The 22923-nt window shown below is 63.4% G+C and carries 17 protein-coding genes and 1 tRNA gene; 11 read left to right on the forward strand and 7 right to left on the reverse strand.

Annotated elements, in window-relative coordinates; genetic code table 11:
- Window positions 1-1536 precede the first annotated feature (1536 nt).
- The 3 genes from ACQ5BM_RS20430 to ACQ5BM_RS20440 all read right to left on the reverse strand — a co-directional run bounded on the left by ACQ5BM_RS20430 (window position 1537) and on the right by ACQ5BM_RS20440 (window position 5421).
- Window positions 1537-3450 (reverse strand): autotransporter assembly complex protein TamA, encoded by a 1914-nt coding sequence (locus tag ACQ5BM_RS20430; protein WP_429815114.1) that lies wholly within the window; start codon window positions 3448-3450, stop codon window positions 1537-1539.
- A gap of 270 nt (window positions 3451-3720) precedes the next feature.
- Complete coding sequence (locus ACQ5BM_RS20435; RefSeq protein WP_429815117.1) at window positions 3721-4950, reverse strand: MFS transporter; 1230 nt, start codon at window positions 4948-4950, stop codon at window positions 3721-3723.
- A 213-nt stretch (window positions 4951-5163) separates the two neighbouring features.
- Window positions 5164-5421 (reverse strand): YMGG-like glycine zipper-containing protein, encoded by a 258-nt coding sequence (locus tag ACQ5BM_RS20440; protein WP_065774087.1) that lies wholly within the window; start codon window positions 5419-5421, stop codon window positions 5164-5166.
- Window positions 5422-5852: 431 nt separating this feature from the next.
- Here ACQ5BM_RS20440 and ACQ5BM_RS20445 point away from each other — a divergent pair, with 431 nt between their 5' ends.
- The 4 genes from ACQ5BM_RS20445 (at window position 5853) to hemA (ending at window position 11125) form a co-directional block, all read left to right on the forward strand.
- Complete coding sequence (locus tag ACQ5BM_RS20445; protein WP_034802397.1) at window positions 5853-6341, forward strand: (2Fe-2S)-binding protein; 489 nt, start codon at window positions 5853-5855, stop codon at window positions 6339-6341.
- An 81-nt stretch (window positions 6342-6422) separates the two neighbouring features.
- Window positions 6423-8768 carry a xanthine dehydrogenase family protein molybdopterin-binding subunit gene (locus tag ACQ5BM_RS20450; RefSeq protein WP_429815122.1) on the forward strand — a complete coding sequence of 782 codons (2346 nt, stop codon included), beginning with the start codon at window positions 6423-6425 and terminating at the stop codon, window positions 8766-8768.
- Between the two features lie 14 nt (window positions 8769-8782).
- The gene (locus tag ACQ5BM_RS20455; protein WP_429815125.1) at window positions 8783-9580 is read left to right on the forward strand and encodes an FAD binding domain-containing protein; all 798 of its coding nucleotides are present in this window, start codon (window positions 8783-8785) and stop codon (window positions 9578-9580) included.
- A 330-nt stretch (window positions 9581-9910) separates the two neighbouring features.
- Window positions 9911-11125: a 5-aminolevulinate synthase gene (hemA, locus tag ACQ5BM_RS20460; RefSeq protein ID WP_429815128.1), complete on the forward strand. Its 1215-nt coding sequence runs from the start codon at window positions 9911-9913 to the stop codon at window positions 11123-11125.
- A gap of 222 nt (window positions 11126-11347) precedes the next feature.
- Here the strand turns inward: hemA and dxr are convergent, their stop codons facing one another.
- On the reverse strand, window positions 11348-12523 hold the full coding sequence (dxr, locus tag ACQ5BM_RS20465) for a 1-deoxy-D-xylulose-5-phosphate reductoisomerase (protein WP_429815130.1): 1176 nt from the start codon (window positions 12521-12523) through the stop codon (window positions 11348-11350).
- Window positions 12524-12736: 213 nt separating this feature from the next.
- Between dxr and ACQ5BM_RS20470 the strand changes: the two genes are divergently transcribed.
- The 3 genes from ACQ5BM_RS20470 (at window position 12737) to ACQ5BM_RS20480 (ending at window position 14252) form a co-directional block, all read left to right on the forward strand.
- Entirely contained in the window at window positions 12737-13459 is a 723-nt protein-coding gene (locus ACQ5BM_RS20470) for an META domain-containing protein (protein ID WP_429815133.1), read from the forward strand.
- 138 nt (window positions 13460-13597) lie between these two features.
- Window positions 13598-13759 (forward strand): Thivi_2564 family membrane protein, encoded by a 162-nt coding sequence (locus ACQ5BM_RS20475; protein WP_429815136.1) that lies wholly within the window; start codon window positions 13598-13600, stop codon window positions 13757-13759.
- Window positions 13760-13883: 124 nt separating this feature from the next.
- Window positions 13884-14252, forward strand: coding sequence for a VOC family protein (locus ACQ5BM_RS20480; protein ID WP_429815139.1), 369 nt, complete (start codon window positions 13884-13886; stop codon window positions 14250-14252).
- 110 nt (window positions 14253-14362) lie between these two features.
- On the opposite strand, the gene ACQ5BM_RS20485 is transcribed toward ACQ5BM_RS20480, so the two are convergent.
- Window positions 14363-14707, reverse strand: a complete 345-nt coding sequence (locus tag ACQ5BM_RS20485; protein ID WP_429815142.1) for a hypothetical protein — start codon at window positions 14705-14707, stop codon at window positions 14363-14365.
- A gap of 526 nt (window positions 14708-15233) precedes the next feature.
- A tRNA-Arg gene (locus ACQ5BM_RS20490) sits at window positions 15234-15310 on the reverse strand.
- Between the two features lie 226 nt (window positions 15311-15536).
- Here ACQ5BM_RS20490 and ACQ5BM_RS20495 point away from each other — a divergent pair.
- The 4 genes from ACQ5BM_RS20495 to metH all read left to right on the forward strand — a co-directional run bounded on the left by ACQ5BM_RS20495 (window position 15537) and on the right by metH (window position 22031).
- Window positions 15537-16433: an ROK family protein gene (locus tag ACQ5BM_RS20495; protein ID WP_429815144.1), complete on the forward strand. Its 897-nt coding sequence runs from the start codon at window positions 15537-15539 to the stop codon at window positions 16431-16433.
- 4 nt (window positions 16434-16437) lie between these two features.
- On the forward strand, window positions 16438-16932 hold the full coding sequence (locus ACQ5BM_RS20500; RefSeq protein WP_429815146.1) for a heme-degrading domain-containing protein: 495 nt from the start codon (window positions 16438-16440) through the stop codon (window positions 16930-16932).
- A gap of 3 nt (window positions 16933-16935) precedes the next feature.
- Window positions 16936-18096 (forward strand): AGE family epimerase/isomerase, encoded by a 1161-nt coding sequence (locus tag ACQ5BM_RS20505; protein WP_429815149.1) that lies wholly within the window; start codon window positions 16936-16938, stop codon window positions 18094-18096.
- A 164-nt stretch (window positions 18097-18260) separates the two neighbouring features.
- Window positions 18261-22031 (forward strand): methionine synthase, encoded by a 3771-nt coding sequence (metH, locus tag ACQ5BM_RS20510; RefSeq protein ID WP_429815152.1) that lies wholly within the window; start codon window positions 18261-18263, stop codon window positions 22029-22031.
- 66 nt (window positions 22032-22097) lie between these two features.
- On the opposite strand, the gene ACQ5BM_RS20515 is transcribed toward metH, so the two are convergent.
- Window positions 22098-22904 carry an alpha/beta fold hydrolase gene (locus tag ACQ5BM_RS20515; RefSeq protein WP_429815154.1) on the reverse strand — a complete coding sequence of 269 codons (807 nt, stop codon included), beginning with the start codon at window positions 22902-22904 and terminating at the stop codon, window positions 22098-22100.
- Window positions 22905-22923 lie beyond the last annotated feature (19 nt).

Below are 22923 nucleotides of genomic sequence, written 5' to 3' on the forward strand. Positions count from 1 at the left end.
TGCACCAGCCGGGCGAGGTTGGCGTCGTTGAAGCCGGCTTCGCCCACGTCGAGCACGGTCTTCACCGGACCGGACTGGGCCTGAAGGTTGAAGCCGTCGCTGCGGGCCGACAGTTTGACGGAACCGAGCGCAACATCCGGCAGCGTCACCGAGGCGACGTCGGCGGCGAGATCGAGGATGGCCGCTTGCGCGTCGCCGATCAGCGACAGGTTGACGGCGTTGATCTTTGCCTGGGCTTCACCCTTCTGCAGCGGCCAGCGGAAGTCGATCGCACCGTTGGTGCCGGCAAGGCGGGCCTGCAGATTGTTGTCGCCCTTGCTGTCGAAGGTGCCGAAGGCGCCGAAGGTGAGCGCGCCGGTCGCGATCTGCCCCTTGTCGACGCGCACCATGCCCTGGCCGTTGAACGCGGCGGCAACGTCGATGCTGGTCTCGCCCTCGAACATCGGACGCAGGGCCGGCGGCATCAGCGAGCCGAAGCCGCCGCCGCCGGTGACGGTGAGCCGGTGCATGCCATCCGGCGTCTGGACGTGGCGACCGTCGAGCTTGAGGACCTCGCTGCCGTCGAGCGCAGCCGTCGCTGTGCCGGCCCAATCGGAAAGCGGTCCCTGACCGGTCAGCTTGATCTTGACCGCAGGTTCGTTGGGCAGGCGAAGCAGCTTTGCCAATACACCGTTGCTAGGCTCGTCCACGGTCGCTTCGAGCTTCAGCTCGTTGCCCGCCGGATTGAAGACGATATCGGCGACGGCGCGCGCTTCCGGCCGGTCGCGCTGGGCGGCGGTCAGGCCAAGGGCGATGCTCTCGTTGGTCGCATTGATCTTGCCGCTGGCCGTCAGGAACTGGTCCTCGCCTGCGATCGCCTTGCCGATGACGATTTCCTTGAGATCGATCGCGTCGATCTTGACGTCGACGGGAAGCACGAAGGTCGAGCGTACTTCCTTGGTCTCGGTCGAGGGGATCGGCAGGCGTTCGACACGCACCGAGCCGGCGGAGATCGCCGCAGCGTCGAAGCGGAAGGAGAGGAGGGCCGCCGGCGACCAGTTGAGCTTGAGGTCGCGAACCTCCGCATAGACGCCCTGGCCGTCGAAGAGCGTGATGCTTCCCGCCGCAAATTCACCTGTCAGAAGTGCGCTCGGATCGGCGATCCGCACGATCTGGTCAGGCGTTGCCGCATATTTCTCGATTGCCCAGGCGACGAGCCGGGCGCCGGGAGTCGTGAAGCCCACGAAGGCGACGAGAAGGAGGGCAACGACCGCAATCACGCCAAGCACACGAAGGCCATAGCGCAGCGTCGCGCGAAGGAAGCGGACGACCTGATTCATGTTCTACCCATAGCGCAAGTTGCGCTGCAGCGGAATCGCCGCAGGGCGAAACTATCAACGGATGAGGGCAATTTGCCGAACTCGCTGCATAATTCCTCAAATCTGGATCGATTCGAGGAATTATGCAGCAGATCTAAAGTGTTACAGCGACCTTAGCGTGTCTTGAAAGACGCGCGGTGTCGTAGGGGGAATCGGCCCGAATCGTCAAAATCAGGAATCAGAAGGATTGGCCGATACCGGCATAAATCCCATACTTCGTGCCGCCGGGGTATTTGTTCAGCGGGACCGCGAAGTCGAGACGGATGGGGCCGAAGGGCGTGGCGTAGCGCAAGCCGATGCCGGCGCCGGCGCGAATGTCGGAGAAGTCGGGCGTCGTTTTCGCCGAGACGGTGCCGGCATCGATAAACGGGACCACGCCGATCGTGTCGGTGATCGCGATGCGGGCTTCGAGCGAGGCGTTGACATAGGAGCGCCCGCCGGTCTCCCTGTTTTCGGAGTTGCGCGGGCCGATCTCCTGGTAGGAGTAGCCGCGCACCGAGCCGCCGCCGCCGAGATAGAAGCGACGGTTCGCCGGGATATCCTCGAGCCCGCCGCCGCCGACGAGCACGCCGGCGCCGATCTTGCCGGCGAGAACGAAACGCTTCTCGTCGCCGAGCGCATGGTAGCCCGATGCCGACGCTTCGAAAGACGAGAAGAAGGTCTGGCCCTTGATCTCGTAGCTCGGCTTGGCGTTGATCATCGCCCGGTAGCCTTCGGTCGCGTTCAGCTTGTCGTTGCGGGTGTCGCGCACATATTCGAGCGGAATGGCGGCAGTCAGGTAGGAATTCGAGCCGAAGGCGTCGTCGATGTTGGCCCAGCTCAGCTCGCCGCCCCCCGAGACGGTGTCGGTCGGCGAGAGTTCGAATGTCGCACCGGCCGCACCCGTCAGGATCTTGGCACGGTAGGCGTCCGGATCCTGGATGTTGGCCTTGACGCTGGCAGTAAACGTCGAAGCGGGGCCGAAGGCACCGGGCTTGGCGAAGAGAATGCCGACCGAATAGTCGAGCTTGCCCAGTTCCTTTGTCTCGCCGATGCGGTCGACCGAGCCTTCGATGCGCAGCGATTCCGCCCGCCCGAAGAGATTGCGGTGTCCCCAATAGCCTGAGAGACCGAGACCGTCCGTAGTCGAAACCTGGGCGCCGAAGCCGAAATACTTGTGCTTGCCTTCGGAGACCTCGATCTTCATCGGGATCGACCCATCGGGCGAGAGCGCGTTGGCTTCCTTGATCGTCACGCTCGAGAACACGCCGAGCTGGCGCAGGCGCTCGGATGCCTTGCGGATATCCTCGGGCGAATAGGGGCGGCCCTCATTGAGGCGCGAATAGTCGCGCACGAAGGCGGGATCGACAGTCTTGGTTCCCGACACGCTGACATCGCCGACAGGCGCGATCGGACCGCCGCTTGCGCCGATAACGACGTCGACGGTGGAATTGGCGTGATTGGCGACGGCGCTGCGTTCGGTAAGCTTGGCGAGCGGCCGGCCCTGCTCGCGCAGGTCGTTCACGACCTTTTCGCCAGCCTTGATGATCAGCGTCGAATCGGCGCGGGCACCGGCCGGCAGGCCGTAGTCATCCGGGTTGAAGCCGGCAGCATCGCCTTCGAACTTGACGGAGCCGACCGTAAAGGCGGGCCCGGGCGTGACGGTGACGATTACCGGGATTGCCTGCCCATCGGGGAAGGCGGGGTCCGGCGGCAGGCTGTCGATGTCCTGGCCGTTGACGCGAATTGCCACGGTGCCGCCATAGCGGGCTTTTTCGTAAAGGGCTGCGAGCAGACGGTCGCGATCGTCGCGGGCGCGGATGGCAAGGCCGAGATCGCCGGACACGGGCTTTTCCTGGCCCTGGACGAGCTGCGAGCTGTTTTCCAGCGCTTCCTTCAGCTCCTTGTCGTCAGTGCCGGCGTCGAAGGTAAGCGTATAGTTGACCGGGTCGATGACCGGCGCTTCCTCTTCGTCGCTCTCGAAGAACTTCATGCCGAAGAGCTTGAAGGCATGGGCGCTTTTGGCGGAAATCGGGCCGAGCGCAAACGAGAAGGCGACTGCAAGCGCAGTTGCGGCCTTCCAGTACGCAATACTCGACCGTGGTGGGGACATTCGCTTCCGCATCCCGTCTTCAGGCGACCCAATACAAACTGCCTGCATATGCGGCCGGGTCACTATTGCATGCCTAAGGTTTTCCATCTGTTAACGATGACGGCCGGCCGCATCCACCCCTGATGCCGCTTTTCGGTGGCGATTTGCTGGAAAAAGCTTCGAAATGTTGTCGGTGCAGCACAACCATAGGCTCCGAACGGACGGTTTCCAGCCAGGCGTTCCGACGATTTTGTCGGGCGCGTGGCTGGCTTTGTTCGCGGTTCGTCAGGGTTAGGCCGCTTCCGGCAGTGCGCGCAACTGCGGCACGCGGGAGGCTATGATGACGAGAAACTGGATCAGGAAACCCGCGGCGGCGACCGCCAGACATAGCTCGACTCCGAAGCGCGTGGCGACGACGGCCCCGAGCGCTGCACCGATTGGCCGCGCTCCGAACGTGGCCGTGGTGATGAAGGCGGAAACCCGGCCAAGCATGGCATTCGGCGTGACGGCCTGTCGCAAGGTGAGGGTCGCGATCGACCAGAGCACGGGGCCGGCGCCGAACAGAAAGAAGCTCAATCCGGCGAGGGCGCCGGACGGTATCCAGATCGTCGAGAGCATTACTGCGGCCGCCGCCAAACCGCCGAGAGGACCAAGTGCGATCATCACGCCGAACGAAATACGGCGCGCAATGGCGGGCGCGGCGACCGCACCGATCATCATGCCGGCGCCGTAAATGCCAAGGGTGATGCCGACGCCCGTGGCCGTCAGGCCGAGGGTTTGGATGGCATAGGCGACATAGACCGCCTGCAGCACGAACCAGGCCGTGTTGAAGACGATGGCGGTCACGAGGATGGGCCTGAGGAGCGTGTGGCCGGCAAGGAACCGTGCGCCCTCGATCAGATCCTGAAGGAGTTTGCGTTTTGCCGTCGCGGGCTGGTGTTGATCGCCAACACCGGCAAGCAGGACCACGGAGAGAAGAGAAAGGCATGTGGCGACGACATAGGCGAGCGAAGCACCCGTCCATGCCACGATTGCGCCGCCGATTGCCGGTCCGCCCGAATAGGCAAGGCTCCGGGCGAGTTCCAGCCAACGGTTGGCGTCGGCCAGTCGGGCGCGCGGAACGATCGCCGGGACAAGGGCGGGGGCGGCGACGTTGTAGCAGACGGTGCCGATGGCTCCGACGAAACCCATCACGGCCAGAAGCGGCAGGGTCAACAGACCGCTGACCATCAGGAGCAAGGTAGCGACCAGCGACAGTGCGCGCAGCATTTCCGAGGACACCATCAGCCTGCGCCGCGACGTGCGATCGGCGACGAGCCCGGCGGGAATGGAAAGCAAGAGGAACGGAAGCGTCTGGGCCATCTGCAGCCATCCGGTTTCCGCCGGCCCGGCTGCGAGCAGAAGCACGGCAGCGAGCGGAGCGGCAGCCAGTGCCATCTGCTCGGAGAACTGCGCAAACAGATTGGACCAGCCGATGCGCCTGAAGGCGGGCGGCAAGGGAATGCTTGGTGATTTCGACATGGAACGACCTCGATGGTGATATCTCGAGGACAGCAGACGGACTTGCGCGACCGATAACCACCCGGTTTGCGCGCGTCGGATCATTTCTTGGGGGCACGCCCCGGATTCGCCGGGCGCCGGAACGAAAAACCCCCTCAGGGCGTCGGCCATGAGGGGGTAACTAATCCTGCGGTGGGCTTGCGCTACGCCGAAGGATGATCGCCTTCGCTCGCCTTAGCGCGGGCAGGCGTCGATGTAGCGGCGGCCGTAGCGGTCGCGGTAGTAGCACTGTCCCGGCTGTTCGCTGACATGGCCGATGACTGCGCCGGAAACGCCGCCGATGGCTGCGCCGACCGCTGCGCCACGGACGTCGCCGGTGATCGCGCCGCCGATGATCGCGCCGGAAACGGCACCGATGCCGGCGCCCTTCTCCGTCTGGGTGCAGCTTGCGACCGACAGGGCGACCAGCACAAGTGCGATGGCTTTCTTCATGTTGTCCTCTCCGATCTCTACGGATCTCAGCCTCTTGCTCAGTCCGTCCCTTGGATGATGGCGGAGCCGGGATCATCCCGCTCCACCTGAACTTGCAGTTCGGAAAATACGCGGTCCCGATTTAAAGTCTACGGGAGACCTGCGGTTTCTTCCGGCGCGCAAGATAATGATATCGTTCCTGAACGGGACATGAAGGAGCAGTTCCCCGCGATACAACCGGCGTGGAAAAATTTTGTCGTTCGGCGGGCGGTAGCGGTTGCGGCATTCCAAAAAAAGACAAATGATACAAACAAGCCTGCGAAATCTGGGAGGAACGGATTCGTCGGCGACGGGCATCGATATCAGTTGGCGCGTACCCTAGTCGCGTGAACCATCTCACCCGACTTTTCGGCCGCGCTCGTGTTGGCATTGACCGACCCCGGAGGAGCGAAATGGCGAAAGTGACAATGACGGTCAACGGCCGTCAGGTGAGTGGTCATTGCGACGACCGCACATTACTGGTGCAATTCATACGCGAAAATCTTGGACTGACGGGCACCCATGTCGGCTGCGACACTTCGCAGTGCGGCGCCTGCGTCATCCATATGGACGGAAAATCGGTCAAGAGCTGTTCCATCCTCGCCGCGCAGGCGGCCGGATCCACGATCACCACCATCGAAGGGCTGGCGGCCGACGGCGAACTCCACCCGGTGCAAGCGGCGTTCAAGGCCAATCACGGCCTGCAATGCGGCTTCTGCACGCCAGGCATGGTGATGACGGCCGTCGACATGATCCGCCGGCACCAGGGGCAACTCGACGAGGCGACGGTTCGAGCCGAACTCGAAGGCAACATCTGTCGCTGCACCGGCTACCACAATATCGTCAAGGCGATCCTTGCCGCCGCCGCCGAAATGAGCGGCGCACGCGTGGCCGCAGAATAGCGGCCGGACGGGGGGCGAAGAGAGCGTCGCCCTGCATGTCATCGAAGGACTGTCGCTGGAAATCTCGGGAGGAGATCGGCAATGGGAGTTGAAGGCATTGGCGCGCGGGTGGCGCGCAAGGAAGACAAGCGGTTCCTGACCGGCAAGGGCCGCTACACCGACGACATGTCCGTGCCGGGCATGAAATACGCAGTCTTCGTGCGCAGCCCGCATGCGCACGCCAAAATCCTCAAAGTGGACGCATCCGCAGCCAAGGGCATGCCTGGCGTCATCGACGTGCTCGACGGCAAGCAGCTTCTTGCCGACGGAATTGGCAATCTGATCTGCGGCTGGATGATCCACTCCAAGGACGGAACGCCGATGAAGATGGGCGCCTGGCGACCGCTCGCGCATGAGGCGGTGCGCTATGTCGGCGATGCCGTGGCAATCGTCGTGGCCGACAGCGTGGCCGAAGCCCGCGACGCGGCCGAGGCCGTCGTCGTCGACTATCAGGAGCTTCCTGTCGTGACCGATGCGTCGAAGGCGCTGGAGCCAGGCCAGCCGCAGCTTCACCCGGAGGCGGCCAACAACCTGATCTTCGATTGGGAACTCGGCGATGCGGCCGCGACCGACAAGGCGATCGCCGCGGCCGCGCATGTCACCGAGATCGAGATCCACAACAATCGGCTCTCGCCCAACCCGATGGAGCCGCGCGCCACGCTCGGCATCTACGACAGCGGCGACGATCACTATACCTGCTACACGACCAGCCAGAACCCGCATGTGGCGCGGCTGGTGATGAGTGCCTTCTATAACGTTGCGCCGGAAAACAAGCTCCGCGTCATCGCCCCCGATGTCGGCGGCGGCTTCGGCTCGAAGATCTACATCTATCCGGAGGAGATCGTCTGTCTCTGGGCTTCGAAGCGCACGGGCGTCCCGGTCAAATGGACGTCCGATCGCACCGAAGCCTTCCTTACCGACGCGCATGGCCGCGACCATGTGTCGAAGGTGAAGATGGCTTTCGACGCCAACAACCGCATCATCGGGCTCAAGGTCGACACGATCGCCAATCTCGGCGCCTATATGTCGCTCTTCTCGTCGGCGGTGCCGACCTATCTCTATGCGACGCTGCTCTCCGGGCAATATGACATCCCGGCGATCCATGCCAATGTGCGCACCGTCTACACCAACACCGCCCCGGTGGATGCCTATCGCGGCGCCGGACGGCCCGAGGCGACCTACCTGCTCGAGCGCACGATGGAGACGGCGGCGCGCGAGCTTGGCGTCTCGCCGGCGGAGCTGCGGCGGGTCAATTTCATCCGCTCCTTCCCGCACCAGACGCCGGTCATCATGAATTACGACGCAGGCGACTACGACGCTTCGCTCGAAGCGGCGATGAAGGCGGCCGACTGGAACGGCTTTGCCGCGCGCAAGGCGGAAGCTGCCGGCCGCGGCATGAAGCGCGGCATCGGCATGAGCTGCTACATCGAGGCCTGCGGCATCGCGCCCTCGGCAGCCGTCGGTTCGCTCGGTGCCGGCGTCGGTCTTTGGGAATCGGCCGAGGTGCGCGTCAATGCCGTCGGTACGATCGAAGTCCTGACCGGGTCGCACAGCCACGGACAGGGCCACGAGACGACCTTTGCCCAGCTCGTCGCCGACCGCTTCGGCGTGCCGCTCGACAGCGTCAACATCGTGCATGGCGATACCGACAAGGTGCAGATGGGCATGGGCACCTATGGCTCCCGCTCCGGTGCCGTCGGCATGTCGGCCGTCGTCAAGGCGCTCGACAAGGTCGAGGCCAAGGCGAAGAAGATCGCCGCGCATCTGATGGAAGCGGACGAAAGCGACATCGTCATCGAGAACGGCGAACTGAAGGTCGCCGGTACCGACAAGGCGGTGCCCTGGTTCCAGATGGCCCTTGCCGCCTATACCGCCCACAATCTGCCTGCCGGCATGGAGCCCGGACTGAAGGAGGGAGCCTTCTACGACCCCGCCAACTTCACCTTCCCGGCCGGCTGCTACATCTGCGAGGTGGAGGTCGATCCCGAGACGGGGCGGACCAAGATCATCCAGTTCGTCGCCGCCGACGACTTCGGCAACATCATCAACCCGATGATCGTCGAGGGGCAGGTGCATGGCGGGCTGGCGCAGGGCATTGGCCAGGCGCTGCTCGAAGGGGTGCACTACGATGCCTCGGGCCAGCTTCTGACGGCGAGCTACATGGACTACGCCATGCCGCGCGCCGACGACCTGCCGTCGTTCCAGGTCTCGACCTCGAACACGCCCTGCCCGAACAATCCGCTGGGCATCAAGGGCTGCGGCGAGGCCGGCGCCATCGGCTCTCCACCGGCGCTGATCAATGCGATCACCGACGCTATCGGCAACAATGCGCTGACCATGCCGGCAACACCGCAGAAGGTGTGGGCGGCGGCGCAAGCAGCCAGCTGATCGGGAGGACACCCATGTACGAGACCCAATATCACCGGGCGTCCTCGGTTCAGGATGCCGTCAAGCAAATGGAAGCGGCCGGCGAAGGCAAATATGTCGCCGGTGGCATGACGCTGATCCCGACGATGAAGCAGCGGCTGGCCGCCCCGAGCGACCTGATCGATCTCCGTCACATCGGCGAGATGCAGGGTATCACGGTCTCCGGTCGGTCGGTGCGGATCGGCGCGGCAACGACCCACCATGACGTGGCGTCGTCGGCGGCGCTCAAAGCCGTCTGTCCGGCGATCTGTGGCCTTGCCGGCCATATCGGCGATCCGCATGTGCGGCACATGGGCACGATCGGCGGTTCCATCGCCAACAACGACCCGGCGGCCGACTACCCGGCGGCGATGCTGGCGCTCGGCGCGACAATCGTGACCAACAGGCGCGAGATCGCGGCTGACGACTTCTTCACCGGCCTGTTCGACACGGCGCTGGAAGGCAGCGAGATCGTCACCGCCATCACCTTCGATGCGCCTGCGAAGGCTGCCTACCAGAAGTTCGCCAACCCGGCGTCGCGCTATGCGATGGCCGGCGTGTTCGTCGCGCGACGCGACGATGGCGACGTCCGGGTGGCCGTTACCGGGGCGGGAGCGAACGGCGTGTTCCGGCATGGCGATATGGAAGCGGCGCTCGTTGCCAACTGGTCGCCGGATGCGCTGAGCAATGTCAGCGTCGATGCCTCGGAGCTGCTCTCCGATATTCACGCGGACGCGGCCTACCGCGCCAATCTGGTGAAGGTCATGGCCAAGCGCGCCGTGGCGGCGGCCTGACCGGGATGGAGCATTGTCAAACAACAAAAAAAGGGGACGGCTTCGGTCGTCCTTTTTTCATCCTTGCTTGACTTCGATCAAGCTTGAAGAGATGAACATGCGCTAAGGCTTTCTTTGGAATGTTTCAAAACTAGGGCTCTCCGGGTTGAAACGGTTTCAGTGAAAGCAGCGAAGATGCTTCGGCCCGAAAATGCTAGATCATCCCGGATGCATTCATTGGACGCGCAGCGCTTCAGGGGCCTTTTGCCGCAGGTGGCAGATGCCGAGCATTCCGAGGTTGACCCCAGGTCGCTTTGAATCAAGAAAAGCGATCGGGCACTGGAGAAAATGATGGATTTCGAGAATTTCTTTAAGAACGAGCTGGATGGGCTGCATCAGGAAGGCCGCTACCGGGTTTTCGCAGACCTCGCCCGTCATCGCGGCAACTTCCCGAAGGCAGCGCGCCATACGGCCGATGGCGTCCAGGAAGTCACCGTCTGGTGTTCGAACGACTATCTCGGCATGGGCCAGCATTCCGTTGTCACCGAGGCGATGAAGCGCGCCATCGACGAATGCGGCGCCGGCGCCGGCGGCACCCGTAACATCTCCGGTACCAACCACTATCACGTCCTGCTCGAGCGCGAGCTCGCGGACCTGCACGGCAAGGAATCGGCGCTGCTGTTTACCTCGGGCTACGTGTCCAACTGGGCAGCACTTGGTACGCTCTGTTCCAAGATTCCCGGTGTCATCGTCTTCTCGGACGCCGGGAATCACGCTTCGATGATCGAGGGGATCCGTCACTCCAAGTGCGAACGCGTCATCTTCAAGCACAATTCGGTCGCTGACCTCGAAGCCAAGCTCGCCGCCGCCGATCCGCGCGCGCCGAAGATCATTGCTTTCGAGTCCGTCTATTCGATGGACGGCGACATCGCGCCGATCAAGGAATTCTGCGATCTTGCCGACAAGTACGGCGCCATGACCTATCTCGACGAAGTGCATGCCGTTGGCATGTACGGTCCGCGTGGCGGCGGCATTGCCGAACGCGAAGGCCTGATGCACCGGCTGACGGTCATCGAAGGCACGCTCGGCAAGGCCTTCGGCGTGATGGGCGGTTATATCACCGGTTCTGCGGCGCTCTGCGACTTCATCCGCTCGTTTGCTTCCGGCTTCATCTTCACGACGGCGCTGCCGCCGACGCTTGCTGCCGGTGCGCTTGCCTCGATCCGTCACCTGAAGGAAAGCCAGGTCGAACGCTTCGCGCACCAGGAGCGCGTGCGTCGTCTGCGTTCGCTGCTCGACCAGCGCGGTATCCCGCACATGCCGAACCCCAGCCATATCGTGCCGGTCATGGTCGGCGACGCGGCCAAGTGCAAGTGGATCTCCGACCTGCTGCTTGACAATTTTGGCGTCTACGTGCAGCCGATCAACTATCCGACGGTGCCGAAGAAGACCGAGCGCCTGCGCATCACGCCGACGCCGCTGCACTCGGATGCCGACATCGATCACCTCGTCGGCGCGCTGCATTCGCTGTGGTCGCGCTGTGCGCTGGCAAGGGCGGTTGCCTGAGGCGTACCAACGTTCTCTGGAGTTGCCCCTCATCCTAACCTTCTCCCCGCCAGCGAGGAGAAGGGACGAGCGCCACAGCTGAAGCCTCACCTCAAGAATGCTGCGAGCAATCGTCGTAGCTTTGAGCAGTGCCACGGGTTTCCTTCGCCCCGCGTGCGGGGAGAAGGTGCCGGCAGGCGGATGAGGGGCGAAGCGCCCAATGAACCTGCAGAGTAAGCCTGACTATCGAATGAGCCCGGCCGCCAGTTGTCGGGCTTTTTCGTCTGCGGCGAAAACGTCGTCCATGGTTATCGCCGCCGGAAGATCGGCGAGCGCGTCCATGACCTTTTCGACGATCTCCGCCATGGCCAGAAATCCGGTGCGTCCGGCGATAAAGGCGTCGAGTGCCGTTTCCTTGGCACCGTTGAGCACCGCCCCCTGCACGCCGCCCTCGACCATGGCGCGGCGCGCCAGGCGGATCGCCGGAAAGCGCACTTCGTCCGGTGCCTCGAAATCGAGGCGCGACAGCTTGGCGAAATCGAGCCGCTCGATCGGCAGGCTGCAGCGGCTGGGATAGGAAAGCGCATAGCCGATGGCGGTGCGCATGTCCGGGCAACCGAGCTGCGCCAGCACCGAGCCGTCCGTGTAGCCGACCATCGAATGGATTACCGACTGCGGGTGCACGATCACTTCGACCTGTTCGGGCCTGAGGGCGAAGAGGTGCTTCGCCTCGATCATCTCCAGTGCCTTGTTGAACATCGAGGCGCTGTCGATCGAGATCTTCAGTCCCATCGACCAGTTCGGATGGGCGCGCGCGACATCGGCGGTCACGTGCCGCATGTCCTCGAGCGACTTGGTACGGAACGGGCCGCCCGAAGCCGTCAGGATGATGCGCTCGACGGCGTGGCGCTGCTGTTCCTCGAGCACCTGGAAAATGGCGTTGTGTTCGCTGTCGACCGGCAGCAATCGTCCGCCGCCCTTCTTCACCGCCTCGATGAAGAGGCTGCCGGCGGAAACCAGGCACTCCTTGTTGGCGAGCGCAATGTCGGCGCCGCGGCGGGCGGCGGCGAGGGTGGGGGCGAGACCGGCATTGCCGACAATGGCCGCCATTACCCAATCAGCGTCGCGTTCGGCCGCTTCGATCAGGCCACTCCTGCCGGCGGCGACGGCAATGCCGGTGCCGGCAAGCGCCGCTTTCAGGTTTTCGTATTGGCTCTCATTGGCGGTGACGGCAAGCTCCGCCCCGGCCTTCACCGCCTGTTCGGCGAGCAGGGGGATGTTGCCGTTGCCGGTGACGGCGACGACTTCGAAGCGCTCGCGACCGCCAAGACGCGCGATGACGTCGAGCGTGTTGGTGCCGATCGAACCGGTCGACCCGAGGATCGTCAGTCGGCGCTTCGCATTGTCGCGGGATGCCATGCCAATACCCATGTTCTTCTTTTTCGGAGGGAATGCGCGGGGCGGCTTTCGTCGCGAGCGTAGCGCATGATCTTCGCCAGATCGATCCGAACTTTTATATTGTGCGCTAGGCTCTACAGGCGAATTCCGCCGGCAACAAGGGCGCGGTCTTCAATCCGTCTCGTCCAGGGGCTAAGAATCGGGCTGCTGAGTCGAAGCCCGAAGGAGTTCGCGATGCTGAAAGTCATAACCGCCGTTTCCTGCGCCTGCGTGACGATCGAGATGGCTTCGATGCAGCCGGTTGCGGCCGAAGACGTGCCGCAGCAGCTCGTTGGCACCTGGCTCGCCGAAGATATCGGCGGCGGCGGTGTGGTCGACGATCTGCAGTCGACGCTCGAAATCCGTGAGGACGGCACCTTTGGCGGCATGGCCGGCTGCAACCATTTCACCGGTACCTTCAGTCTGTCGGGCACGAAGATCACCTTCGGGCCGGCCGCATCGACACGCAAGATGTGCGTGCCGGCAGCGATGACCCAGGAGCAGAAATTCCTCGAGGCGCTTCGCAGCGAACTCTCCTGGACAGTCGAGGGATCGAAGCTCGTTCTCGCCAAGGCGGGAGGCGCGACCGCCATGAAGCTCGCATTGATGACCGCCGGCTCTCAGGGCGCCGATGTGACGATCCGCGTGCCCGGCGCCGATGCCGTGGATCGGAAAGCGGTTCGCTACGATTGCGGCGGCAAGACCATCGAGGCGCAGTATATCAATGCGGGCGACGTATCCCTGGTGACCTTTACGATTGACGGCACCTTCGTCGTGGCATCGAACGTGATCTCCGGCTCCGGCGCCCAATATGCCGGCGGGCAATATATCTGGTGGACCGAGGGCGACGAGGCGACGCTTTTCGACGTGACGAAGGGCGAAAATGACCAGGGCATCGCCTGCAAGTCTGCTCCCTGACGCCTTTTTCGCCTGCGTTTCCACGTCGGTTGGCGCAATCCGGCCAAAGACGTGCCGGGCAACTCGGAACCTTTGCCCTCGCTCCATAGTTACAATCCCGGCGCTGTCGCGCTTTCGTTGTGAAAAGGGAGTTGATCCATGGGGCTGCTTATCGGAATCCTGATTACGTTCCTCGTCATCGTGTTGGTGCTTTATCTCGTCCAGCGACTGCCGCTCGACGCACGCGGCAAACAGATCGTCCAGATCATCGTGATCATCATCGGCATCGTCTCTCTGTTGAAATACCTGGCCGTCTTCTGACACGCCGCCTTCTAGCCAGAGGCCGGTTCAATGGACCGGTGGCCTGCGGCTATGTGCATCATGCTGACAAGAGCTGACAGCAGCTTCGACTAGGGTCCCGTCATCACAAGAAGGAGATCCGAAGATGCTGTCACCGAACCTGGTCCTGCTCTATGTCGACGACCCGGCAAAAAGCGCCCTATTCTATGCCGATCTGTTCGGGCGCGAACCCGTCGCTTCCTTTCCTGCCTATGTCGCCTTCGGACTCGAAAACGGCCTGACCTTCAGCCTCTGGTCTACCCAGGCGAGGGACTTCGTTTCGTCCGGCACCGGCCATCGCTCGGAAATCGCCTTCATGGTGAAGGATGACGCGGAGGTCGAACGCCTCTATGCGGATTGGCGCCGGCGCGGAATAGCAATCGAGCAGGAGCTGAAGACTGCCGTGTTTGGTCGCACTTTCGTCGCTCTCGATCCGGATGGCCATCGGCTGCGCGTCTGCCGGCCGGATAATTGAGCCGTCACCGAGTAGCGGCGGTCGCCCGCAGTCAGGGATGATATCAGCACGATCAGCCTCCGTGCCGAAAGCAGGGCGATCGGCACTCTGCGAGGCGGCAGCAGTGCGTATCACCAATTCGAGTAGGAGTGGCGGTGATAGTGCCGCCTTGGCGGGGCGCTCAGAGCGCCACCGAGGATCGCACCAACGGCGAAGCCGCCGATAAATGCGCCAATATCGCTGTGATGATGCCGGTGGTGATAGTAATCGTCATCATCTTCGTCGTAGTAGCGACGGTCGTATCGCCATCCATCCTCATCATCGTCATCGTAGTACCACTGGCGATGACGATGCGTGACCTGCTCGACATTCGATAGGCCGGCCTTCAGTGGACTGACCGACGGAAATGCCTGTACCGGGCCCACGCTGGAGAGAGCCGTTGCCAGCGAAAGCGCAATAATAGCCAGCTTTTTCATGAGCTTTCACCATTCTCCTTCTTCAAGGAAAATGATCGAGAGGCCGTTTTGTGCCGTATGCGGCGGCCGGTAACGATTTCGTGATTGGTGATCCTGCGGCTCCCCGGGAAAGGGCTGTCGCAGTCTGGTGGGGAACGCCGATGAACCCAACAAAAAAGGTCGGGACGACCCGACCTTCCTCATCACCGTCAACCGATGCCAGTTCATCCGTGGTCATCGGCGAGGTGTAAGTTTCTACTAGCCGCTGTTCGTGACAGGCACATGACGCGCATGCGTCTTTCATTCCCGGTCGGTCGGTGGCATCGGAATTTTTGGCCGACCTGAACGCCATCGCTGCCTTCGTCGCGGTTGCCCAGTTTGAGCGTTTCGGCCGGCGAATGCCAGTATCTACCGTCTGCCGCGAGGTGACATTCGAGGAGCATTTGGTCGTAACGCTGCTTCGGCGCAGGACGCGTAAGCTGAGCCTGACGGCTCGGGGGTGGGGCCGCCGCAGACGGTATTATTTGGATAAACACCTGAAAATAAATGGTGATCCCGGCGCGATTCGAACGCGCGACCCCCAGATTAGGAATCTGGTGCTCTATCCTGCTGAGCTACGGGACCACTCGGATAGCACCCATACAAAAGCAGGAGGTTTTCGCCAAGTGTTTTTGCGCGGTAGCGCCCCGAAATGCGCGATAGCCGCCCTTGCGTGCGCCGTCCGATCCTCGCGCGTCAGGTCACCAGATGGGGCTGGTCTTTCAGGTCTTCCGAATGCTAAGCAAGGCGGGCGTTGGCGGGAGGAAGCCGGCGCTCTCCCTGAGACCTTCATCAGAGACCTGATCCAGATATGTTCATCGGAATAGATTGGGGCGGCACGAAAATGGAAGTCATCGCGCTTGGCCGCGATGGCGAAACGCGCGCCCGTCACCGCGTCGCGACCCCGACGAGCGGCTACGACGACTGCATCCGCGCCGTTCTCGATCTCGTCGCCGCCGCCGAGCAGACGGCCGGCGAAAAGGGCTCGATCGGCATCGGCATTCCCGGCAGCCCCAATCCGCGCACCGGCATCGTGCGCAACTCCAACGCGGTGTTGATCAACGGCAAACCGCTCGGACGCGACCTCGAAACTGCGCTCGGCCGGCCGGTGCGTCTCGCCAACGACGCCAATTGCCTGGCGGTTTCGGAAGCGGTCGACGGTGCCGGCAAGGACGCGCACGTGGTCTTCGGCGTCATCGTCGGCACCGGCCATGGCGGGGGGCTGGCGATCGACAAGAAGGTGCATGCCGGATACCAGGGCGTTGCCGCCGAAATCGGCCATTACCCGCTGCCCTGGATGACGAAGGACGAGTATCCCGGTCACAGGTGCTGGTGCGGCAAGCACGGCTGCCTCGACATGTATGCCTGCGGCACCGGCGTCGAACTCGACTACCGGATCACGACAGGCACCGAACGGCGCGGACGTGACATCATCGATGCGAAACGGGCGGGCGACCCGGTGGCGACCGGCGTCTACGAGCGCTTTGTCGACCGGCTGGCGCGCAGCCTGGCGCTGCTCACCAACATCGTCGACCCCGACGTCTTCGTGCTTGGCGGCGGCATGTCGAATGTCGACGAGATCTATGACGACGTGCCGCTTCGCGTGGTCAACTATCTCTTCGGCGACACGTTCGAGACACCCATCCGCAAGGCCCTGCACGGTGACAGCTCCGGCGTGCGTGGCGCGGCTTGGCTCTGGAAGGATTAATCCCATGAATATCGACAAGGATCTGGCCCGCATCGCGCGGCAGGAACAGGAATTGCAGTTCGAGCGTTTCGATCTGGAAACGGCCTGGGAACTCGGCTCGCTGCTGCGCAAGATGGCAGTCGAACGCAATTTCGGCGTGGTGATCGACGTCACGCTGTTCTCGATGCAGGTATTCTACGCAGCGCTCGACGGGTCGACGCCGGACAATCCGAACTGGGTGCGCCGCAAGCGCAATACCGTGTTCCGGCTTTTCAAGAGCAGCTATGCCACCGGTCGCGAACTCGCGAAGGCGCAAACCAATCTGCAGGCCAAGCTTGGGCTGTCGGATGCCGACTATGCCGCGCATGGCGGCAGCTTTCCGATCGTTGTCAAGGGTACAGGCTGCATCGGTGCCGTCACGGTTTCCGGGCTGCCGCAGCGCGAGGACCACAACATGGTGGTCGAGGCGCTCGCGATCTTGCTCGGCAAGGATCATGACGGCTTGAAGCTCGAGGGCTGAGCGTTGGCAGACAATATCTTTTCTCAGTCTCGCGTTCTCTCGCAGTGGCTGGCTGACAAGGCCCTGCCGCTCTGGCGCGACGCGGGTGTCGATGCCGCCGGCGGTTTCGTCGAGACGATCGATACGGCCGGTGAGCCGACCCGCGCCAACCGGCGTGCGCGGGTGCAGCCGCGGCAAGTCTATTGTTTTGCGGAAGCCGGCCGGCGCGGATGGAGCGGTGACTGGCGCGGTGCCGCTGAAGGCGGACTTGCCTATTTCGATCGCGTCTTCAAACAGCCGAGCGGCTTTTATGGCGCGCTCGCCGATGCCGATGGCAATCTGCTCGACGGCGCCTTCGATCTCTACAACCAGGCCTTCGCCCTGTTGGCTTTCGCCTACCTTGCCGAGGTCATGCCGGCACGCAAGGCCGAGATGATCGAACGCAGCAACGACCTTCGGTCTCGGATCGAAGCTCACGTCAAGCATCCGGTCGCGGGGTTCGAGGAAGACAATCCCCCGCGCCTGCCGCTCTGCTCCAACCCGCATATGCATCTCTTCGAGGCTTGTCTCGCCAGCGAGATGGTGGACGGATTCGATCAGGTCGCCTGGGCCAATCTCGCCGACGAGATTGCGGATCTGGCGATGGATCATTTCATCGACGCCGAGACCGGCGTTCTGCGTGAGTTCTTCGATCACGACTGGGCACCCTTTGCCGGCGACAAGGGTCGGATCGTCGAGCCCGGCCATCTTTTCGAATGGGCCTGGCTGCTGCTGCGCTGGGCGGAGCGCCGCGGCAGCGCCGAGGCGATCGTCAAGGCGCGGCGGCTCTTCGATATCGGCGAGGCGCACGGCATCTCAGCGGATCGCAACGTCGCGATCATGACGCTGCTCGACGATCTTTCGGTGGCCGACCCGATCGCGCGGCTCTGGCCGCAGACCGAGTGGCTGAAGGCGTCAGTCCGCTTCGCGGCACTCACCAACGGCGCTGAGCGTGAACGCTATCTCGCCTCGGCCGCCCGGGCGGCGGCAGCACTTCAGGCGTTCCTGGAGACGCCAGTTGCGGGCCTCTGGCGCGACAAGCAGAAGGCCGATGGCAGCTTCATCGAGGAACCGGCGCCAGCGAGCAGCTTCTACCACATCCTCTGCGCCATCTATGAGACCGAGGATTGCCTGGCGCGGCTCTGAACAGCCCTACCGATACAGGCCTATCTTCATGGTCCGTCGCAATCGCGGCGGGCCATTTTCTTTGGCGCGGCGGGCAAATGTGATCGCGTCATATGTTGACATAAAGATATCTTTATGTGATTGACTCATTTATTGTTTGTCGTTTTCAGAACGGGAGATTTCCCATGTCCGCCATCGGCGCCCTTTTCGGTGACGTTTCCTCCAAGCCGAATGGCTCCGAGATCAAGCGAGCGCTCGCCCAAGCGGCGCATGAGCGCATCCTGATCATGGATGGCGCAATGGGCACGGAGATCCAACAGCTCGGCTTCATCGAGCAGCATTTCCGCGGCGACCGATTCGGCGGCTGCGCCTGTCACCAACAGGGCAACAACGATCTCCTGACGCTGACGCAGCCGAAGGCGATCGAGGACATTCACTACGCCTATGCGATCGCCGGCGCCGACATCCTCGAGACCAACACCTTTTCATCGACCCGCATCGCCCAGGCCGATTACGGCATGGAGGACATGGTCTATGAGCTCAACCGCGACGGTGCCCGGCTGGCGCGGCGCGCTGCCAGGCGGGCCGAGGCCGAGGACGGCCGCCGCCGTTTCGTCGCCGGCGCGCTCGGGCCCACGAACCGCACGGCGTCGATCTCGCCCGACGTCAACAATCCCGGCTACCGCGCCGTCACCTTCGACGACTTGCGCATCGCCTATGCCGAACAGATCCGCGGCCTGATCGATGGCGGCGCCGACATCATCCTGATCGAGACGATCTTCGACACGCTGAACGCCAAGGCGGCGATCTTCGCCACCAAGGAAGTCTTCGCCGAGAAGGGCGTCGATCTGCCTGTGATGATCTCCGGCACGATCACCGATCTCTCGGGCCGCACGCTCTCCGGCCAGACGCCGACCGCCTTCTGGCACTCGGTGCGCCATGCCGAGCCCTTCACCATCGGCCTCAACTGCGCGCTCGGCGCCAACGCCATGCGCGCCCATATCGACGAGCTCTCGGGTGTCGCCGACACCTTCGTCTGTGCCTATCCCAATGCCGGCTTGCCGAACGAGTTCGGCCAATATGACGAGACACCCGAGCAGATGGCGGCCCAGGTGGAAGCCTTCGCCCGTGACGGTCTCGTCAATATCGTCGGCGGCTGCTGCGGTTCGACGCCAGCCCATATCAGCGCCATTGCCAAGGCGGTTGCCAAGCATCCCCCGCGCGAGATCCCCAAGGTCGAGCCGCTGATGCGGCTGTCCGGGCTGGAGCCCTTCACGCTGACGTCGGACATTCCGTTCGTCAACGTCGGCGAGCGCACCAACGTCACCGGCTCGGCCAAATTCCGCAAGCTGATCACGGCCGGCGACTATTCGGCCGCCCTCGACGTCGCGCGCGACCAGGTGGCGAACGGCGCTCAGATCATCGACGTCAACATGGACGAGGGCCTGATCGATTCGAAGCAGGCGATGGTCGAGTTCCTGAACCTCGTCGCCTCCGAGCCGGACATCGCCCGCGTGCCTGTCATGATCGACTCGTCGAAATGGGAGGTGATCGAGGCGGGCTTGAAATGCGTGCAGGGCAAGCCGCTGGTCAATTCGATCTCGATGAAGGAAGGCGAAGAGGCGTTCCTGCATCACGCTAGGCTCTGCCGCGCCTATGGGGCGGCCGTCGTCATCATGGCCTTCGACGAGGTCGGCCAGGCCGACACCAAGGCGCGCAAGGTCGAGATCTGCACCCGCGCCTACAAGCTTCTGACGGAAGCGGCGGGTTTCCCGCCAGAGGACATCATCTTCGACCCGAACATCTTCGCCGTGGCGACGGGCATCGAGGAGCACAACAATTACGGTGTCGACTTCATCGAAGCGACACGCGAGATCATCGCCACCCTGCCGCATGTGCATGTGTCGGGCGGCGTCTCCAACCTCTCCTTCTCCTTCCGCGGCAACGAGCCGGTGCGCGAGGCGATGCATGCGGTCTTCCTCTATCACGCCATCCAGGCGGGCATGGACATGGGCATCGTCAATGCCGGCCAGCTCGCCGTCTATGACGCGATCGATCCGGAGCTGCGCGAGGCTTGCGAAGACGTGGTGCTCAACCGTCGCGCCGATTCGACCGAGCGCATGCTGGAAATCGCCGAGCGTTATCGCGGGCAGGGCGGCGCGCAGGGGCGCGAAAAGGATCTCTCCTGGCGCGAATGGTCGGTGGAGAAGCGTCTTGAACACGCGCTGGTCAACGGTATCACCGAGTACATCGAGGCCGATACGGAGGAGGCGCGCCTTGCCGCCGCGCGGCCGCTGCATGTCATCGAAGGTCCGCTGATGGCCGGCATGAACGTCGTTGGCGACCTCTTCGGATCGGGCAAGATGTTCCTGCCGCAGGTGGTGAAATCCGCGCGTGTGATGAAGCAGGCGGTCGCCGTGCTACTGCCGCACATGGAGGCGGAGAAGCTTGCCAATGGCGGCCAGGCGCGCGAAAGCGCCGGCAAGATCCTGATGGCGACGGTCAAGGGCGACGTGCATGACATCGGCAAGAACATCGTCGGCGTCGTGCTTGCCTGCAACAATTACGAGATCATCGATCTCGGCGTCATGGTGCCCTCGGCGAAGATCCTCGAAGTGGCGCGCGAGCAGAAGGTCGACATCATCGGGCTTTCGGGCCTGATCACCCCCTCGCTCGATGAGATGGTGCATGTCGCCTCCGAGCTCGAACGCGAAGGTTTCGACGTTCCGCTTCTGATCGGCGGCGCGACGACCAGCCGTGTCCATACGGCGGTCAAGATTAATCCGCGCTATGACCGTGGCCAGACGGTCTATGTCACCGATGCAAGCCGTGCCGTCGGCGTCGTCTCTAGCCTGTTGTCGCCGGAAGCCCGCGACAATTACATCGAGACCGTTCGTGCCGAGTATCGCAAGGTCGCCGACGTGCATGCACGCAACGAGGCGGAAAAGCGCCGTCTGCCACTGTCGCAGGCCCGCGCCAACCAGCACAAGATCGACTGGGCGAACTACCAGGCAAAGACGCCGTCCTTCCTCGGCACGCGCGTGTTCGAAAGCTGGGATCTCGAAGAACTCGCCCGCTATATCGACTGGACCCCGTTCTTCCAGACCTGGGAGCTGAAGGGTGTCTATCCGAAGATCCTGGAGGACGAGGCGCAAGGCGCCGCAGCCCGGCAATTGTTCGACGATGCGCAGGCGATGCTGAAGAAGATCATCGAGGAGAAGTGGTTCGCGCCGAAGGCCGTGGTGGGTTTCTGGCCGGCGGGAACAGTCGGCGACGACATCCGGCTCTTCACCGGCGACGACCGGACATCCGAGCTCGCGACCTTCTTCACGCTCCGCCAGCAACTGACGAAGCGTGACGGTCGCCCGAACGTGGCGCTTTCCGATTTCGTCGCCCCGGCGGGCAGCGGTTCCAACGACTATGTCGGCGGCTTCGTCGTCACCGCCGGCATCGAGGAAGTTGCGATTGCCGAGCGTTTCGAACGCGCCAACGATGACTACTCGTCGATCCTGGTCAAGGCGCTGGCCGACCGCTTCGCCGAGGCCTTTGCCGAGCGCATGCACGAATATGTGCGCAAGGAGCTCTGGGGCTATGCGGCCGACGAGGCTTTCACGCCCGAGGAAATGATCGCCGAGCCCTATGCCGGCATCCGCCCGGCGCCCGGCTATCCGGCGCAGCCCGACCATACGGAGAAGGCGACGCTCTTCCGGCTGCTCGATGCGGAAGCCACAATCGGTGTCAGCCTGACCGAGAGCTATGCGATGTGGCCGGGCTCATCGGTTTCCGGCCTCTATATCGGCCATCCCGAAGCCTATTACTTCGGTGTCGCCAAGGTCGAGCGCGATCAGGTCGAGGATTATGCCGAGCGCAAGCGCATGCCGATCCGTGAGGTCGAGCGTTGGCTTTCGCCGATCCTCAACTATGTGCCGATGCCGGAGTCCGAGGCCGCCGAGTAACCATGGCCGACGGGAAGGGTGGGGCGAGATCGACGCCCCATCATGTAGTCGGGCGATCGGGCGGGACTAACGCGGCAGCTTTGCCAGGAAGGCGTTGAGCGCTGCATTGAACCGGTCCGGCCGCTGCAGCGGTGCGAAATGGCTGACGCCGGGAAGCAGGATGAATTCGGCGCCGGGAATGCTGCGGGCGAGATAGTCCGCATGCTCGCGCTTGATGAACTCGTCATTCTCGCTCTGAACGATCGCGACCGGGACGCGGATCCGGCCGAGGTCCTCGGCCGTGTAGTTCGGCTCGGTCTTTTGCATCTCGCTGACGGCGTCGACGAAGGCGCCGAAATCGCCAGGTGTTGCCGACAATTGCTTGTAGTCGCTCGAATGGCGGCCGAAGCAGCGGTCGAGGATCGGACTCGGTTCGATCTCCCTGGTTCCACTCGGGTCCATGTTGCAGGCGAAGAAGAAGACGCCGGCGGCACGCTCCGGCGCCATCGAGGCGAGAACGAGCGCAATGCAGGCGCCGTCGCTCCAGCCGGCAAAGGCGGCCGTCTCGATCTGCAGCCTGTCCATGACGGCGAGCACGTCGGATGCCATCAGTTCATAGCTATAGGGTTGGGTATCGCGGGTGCTGCGGCCGTGGCCGCGGCTGTCGATCAGGATGACACGGCGACCGGCCTCCAGCAGTGCCGGGACCTGGTAGCCCCAGTTGCCGCTGTGGCCAAGGCCGCCGTGCAGCAGGATCACCGGTGCGCCCTTGCCATAGGTCGCATACCAGATGCTTGCGCCGTTCCGCTCGACATGGCCCTCGGCCGCTGCGGTCGGCAGGGGCGCTGCACCATTGTCGGCGAACGCGGCAAGGTCGTCGTCCTGGAACTCCATGCACTCGGTCTCCGGCGCC

Source organism: Ensifer sp. B1-9, from assembly GCF_050474445.1.
Classification (GTDB): Bacteria; Pseudomonadota; Alphaproteobacteria; order Rhizobiales; family Rhizobiaceae; genus Ensifer.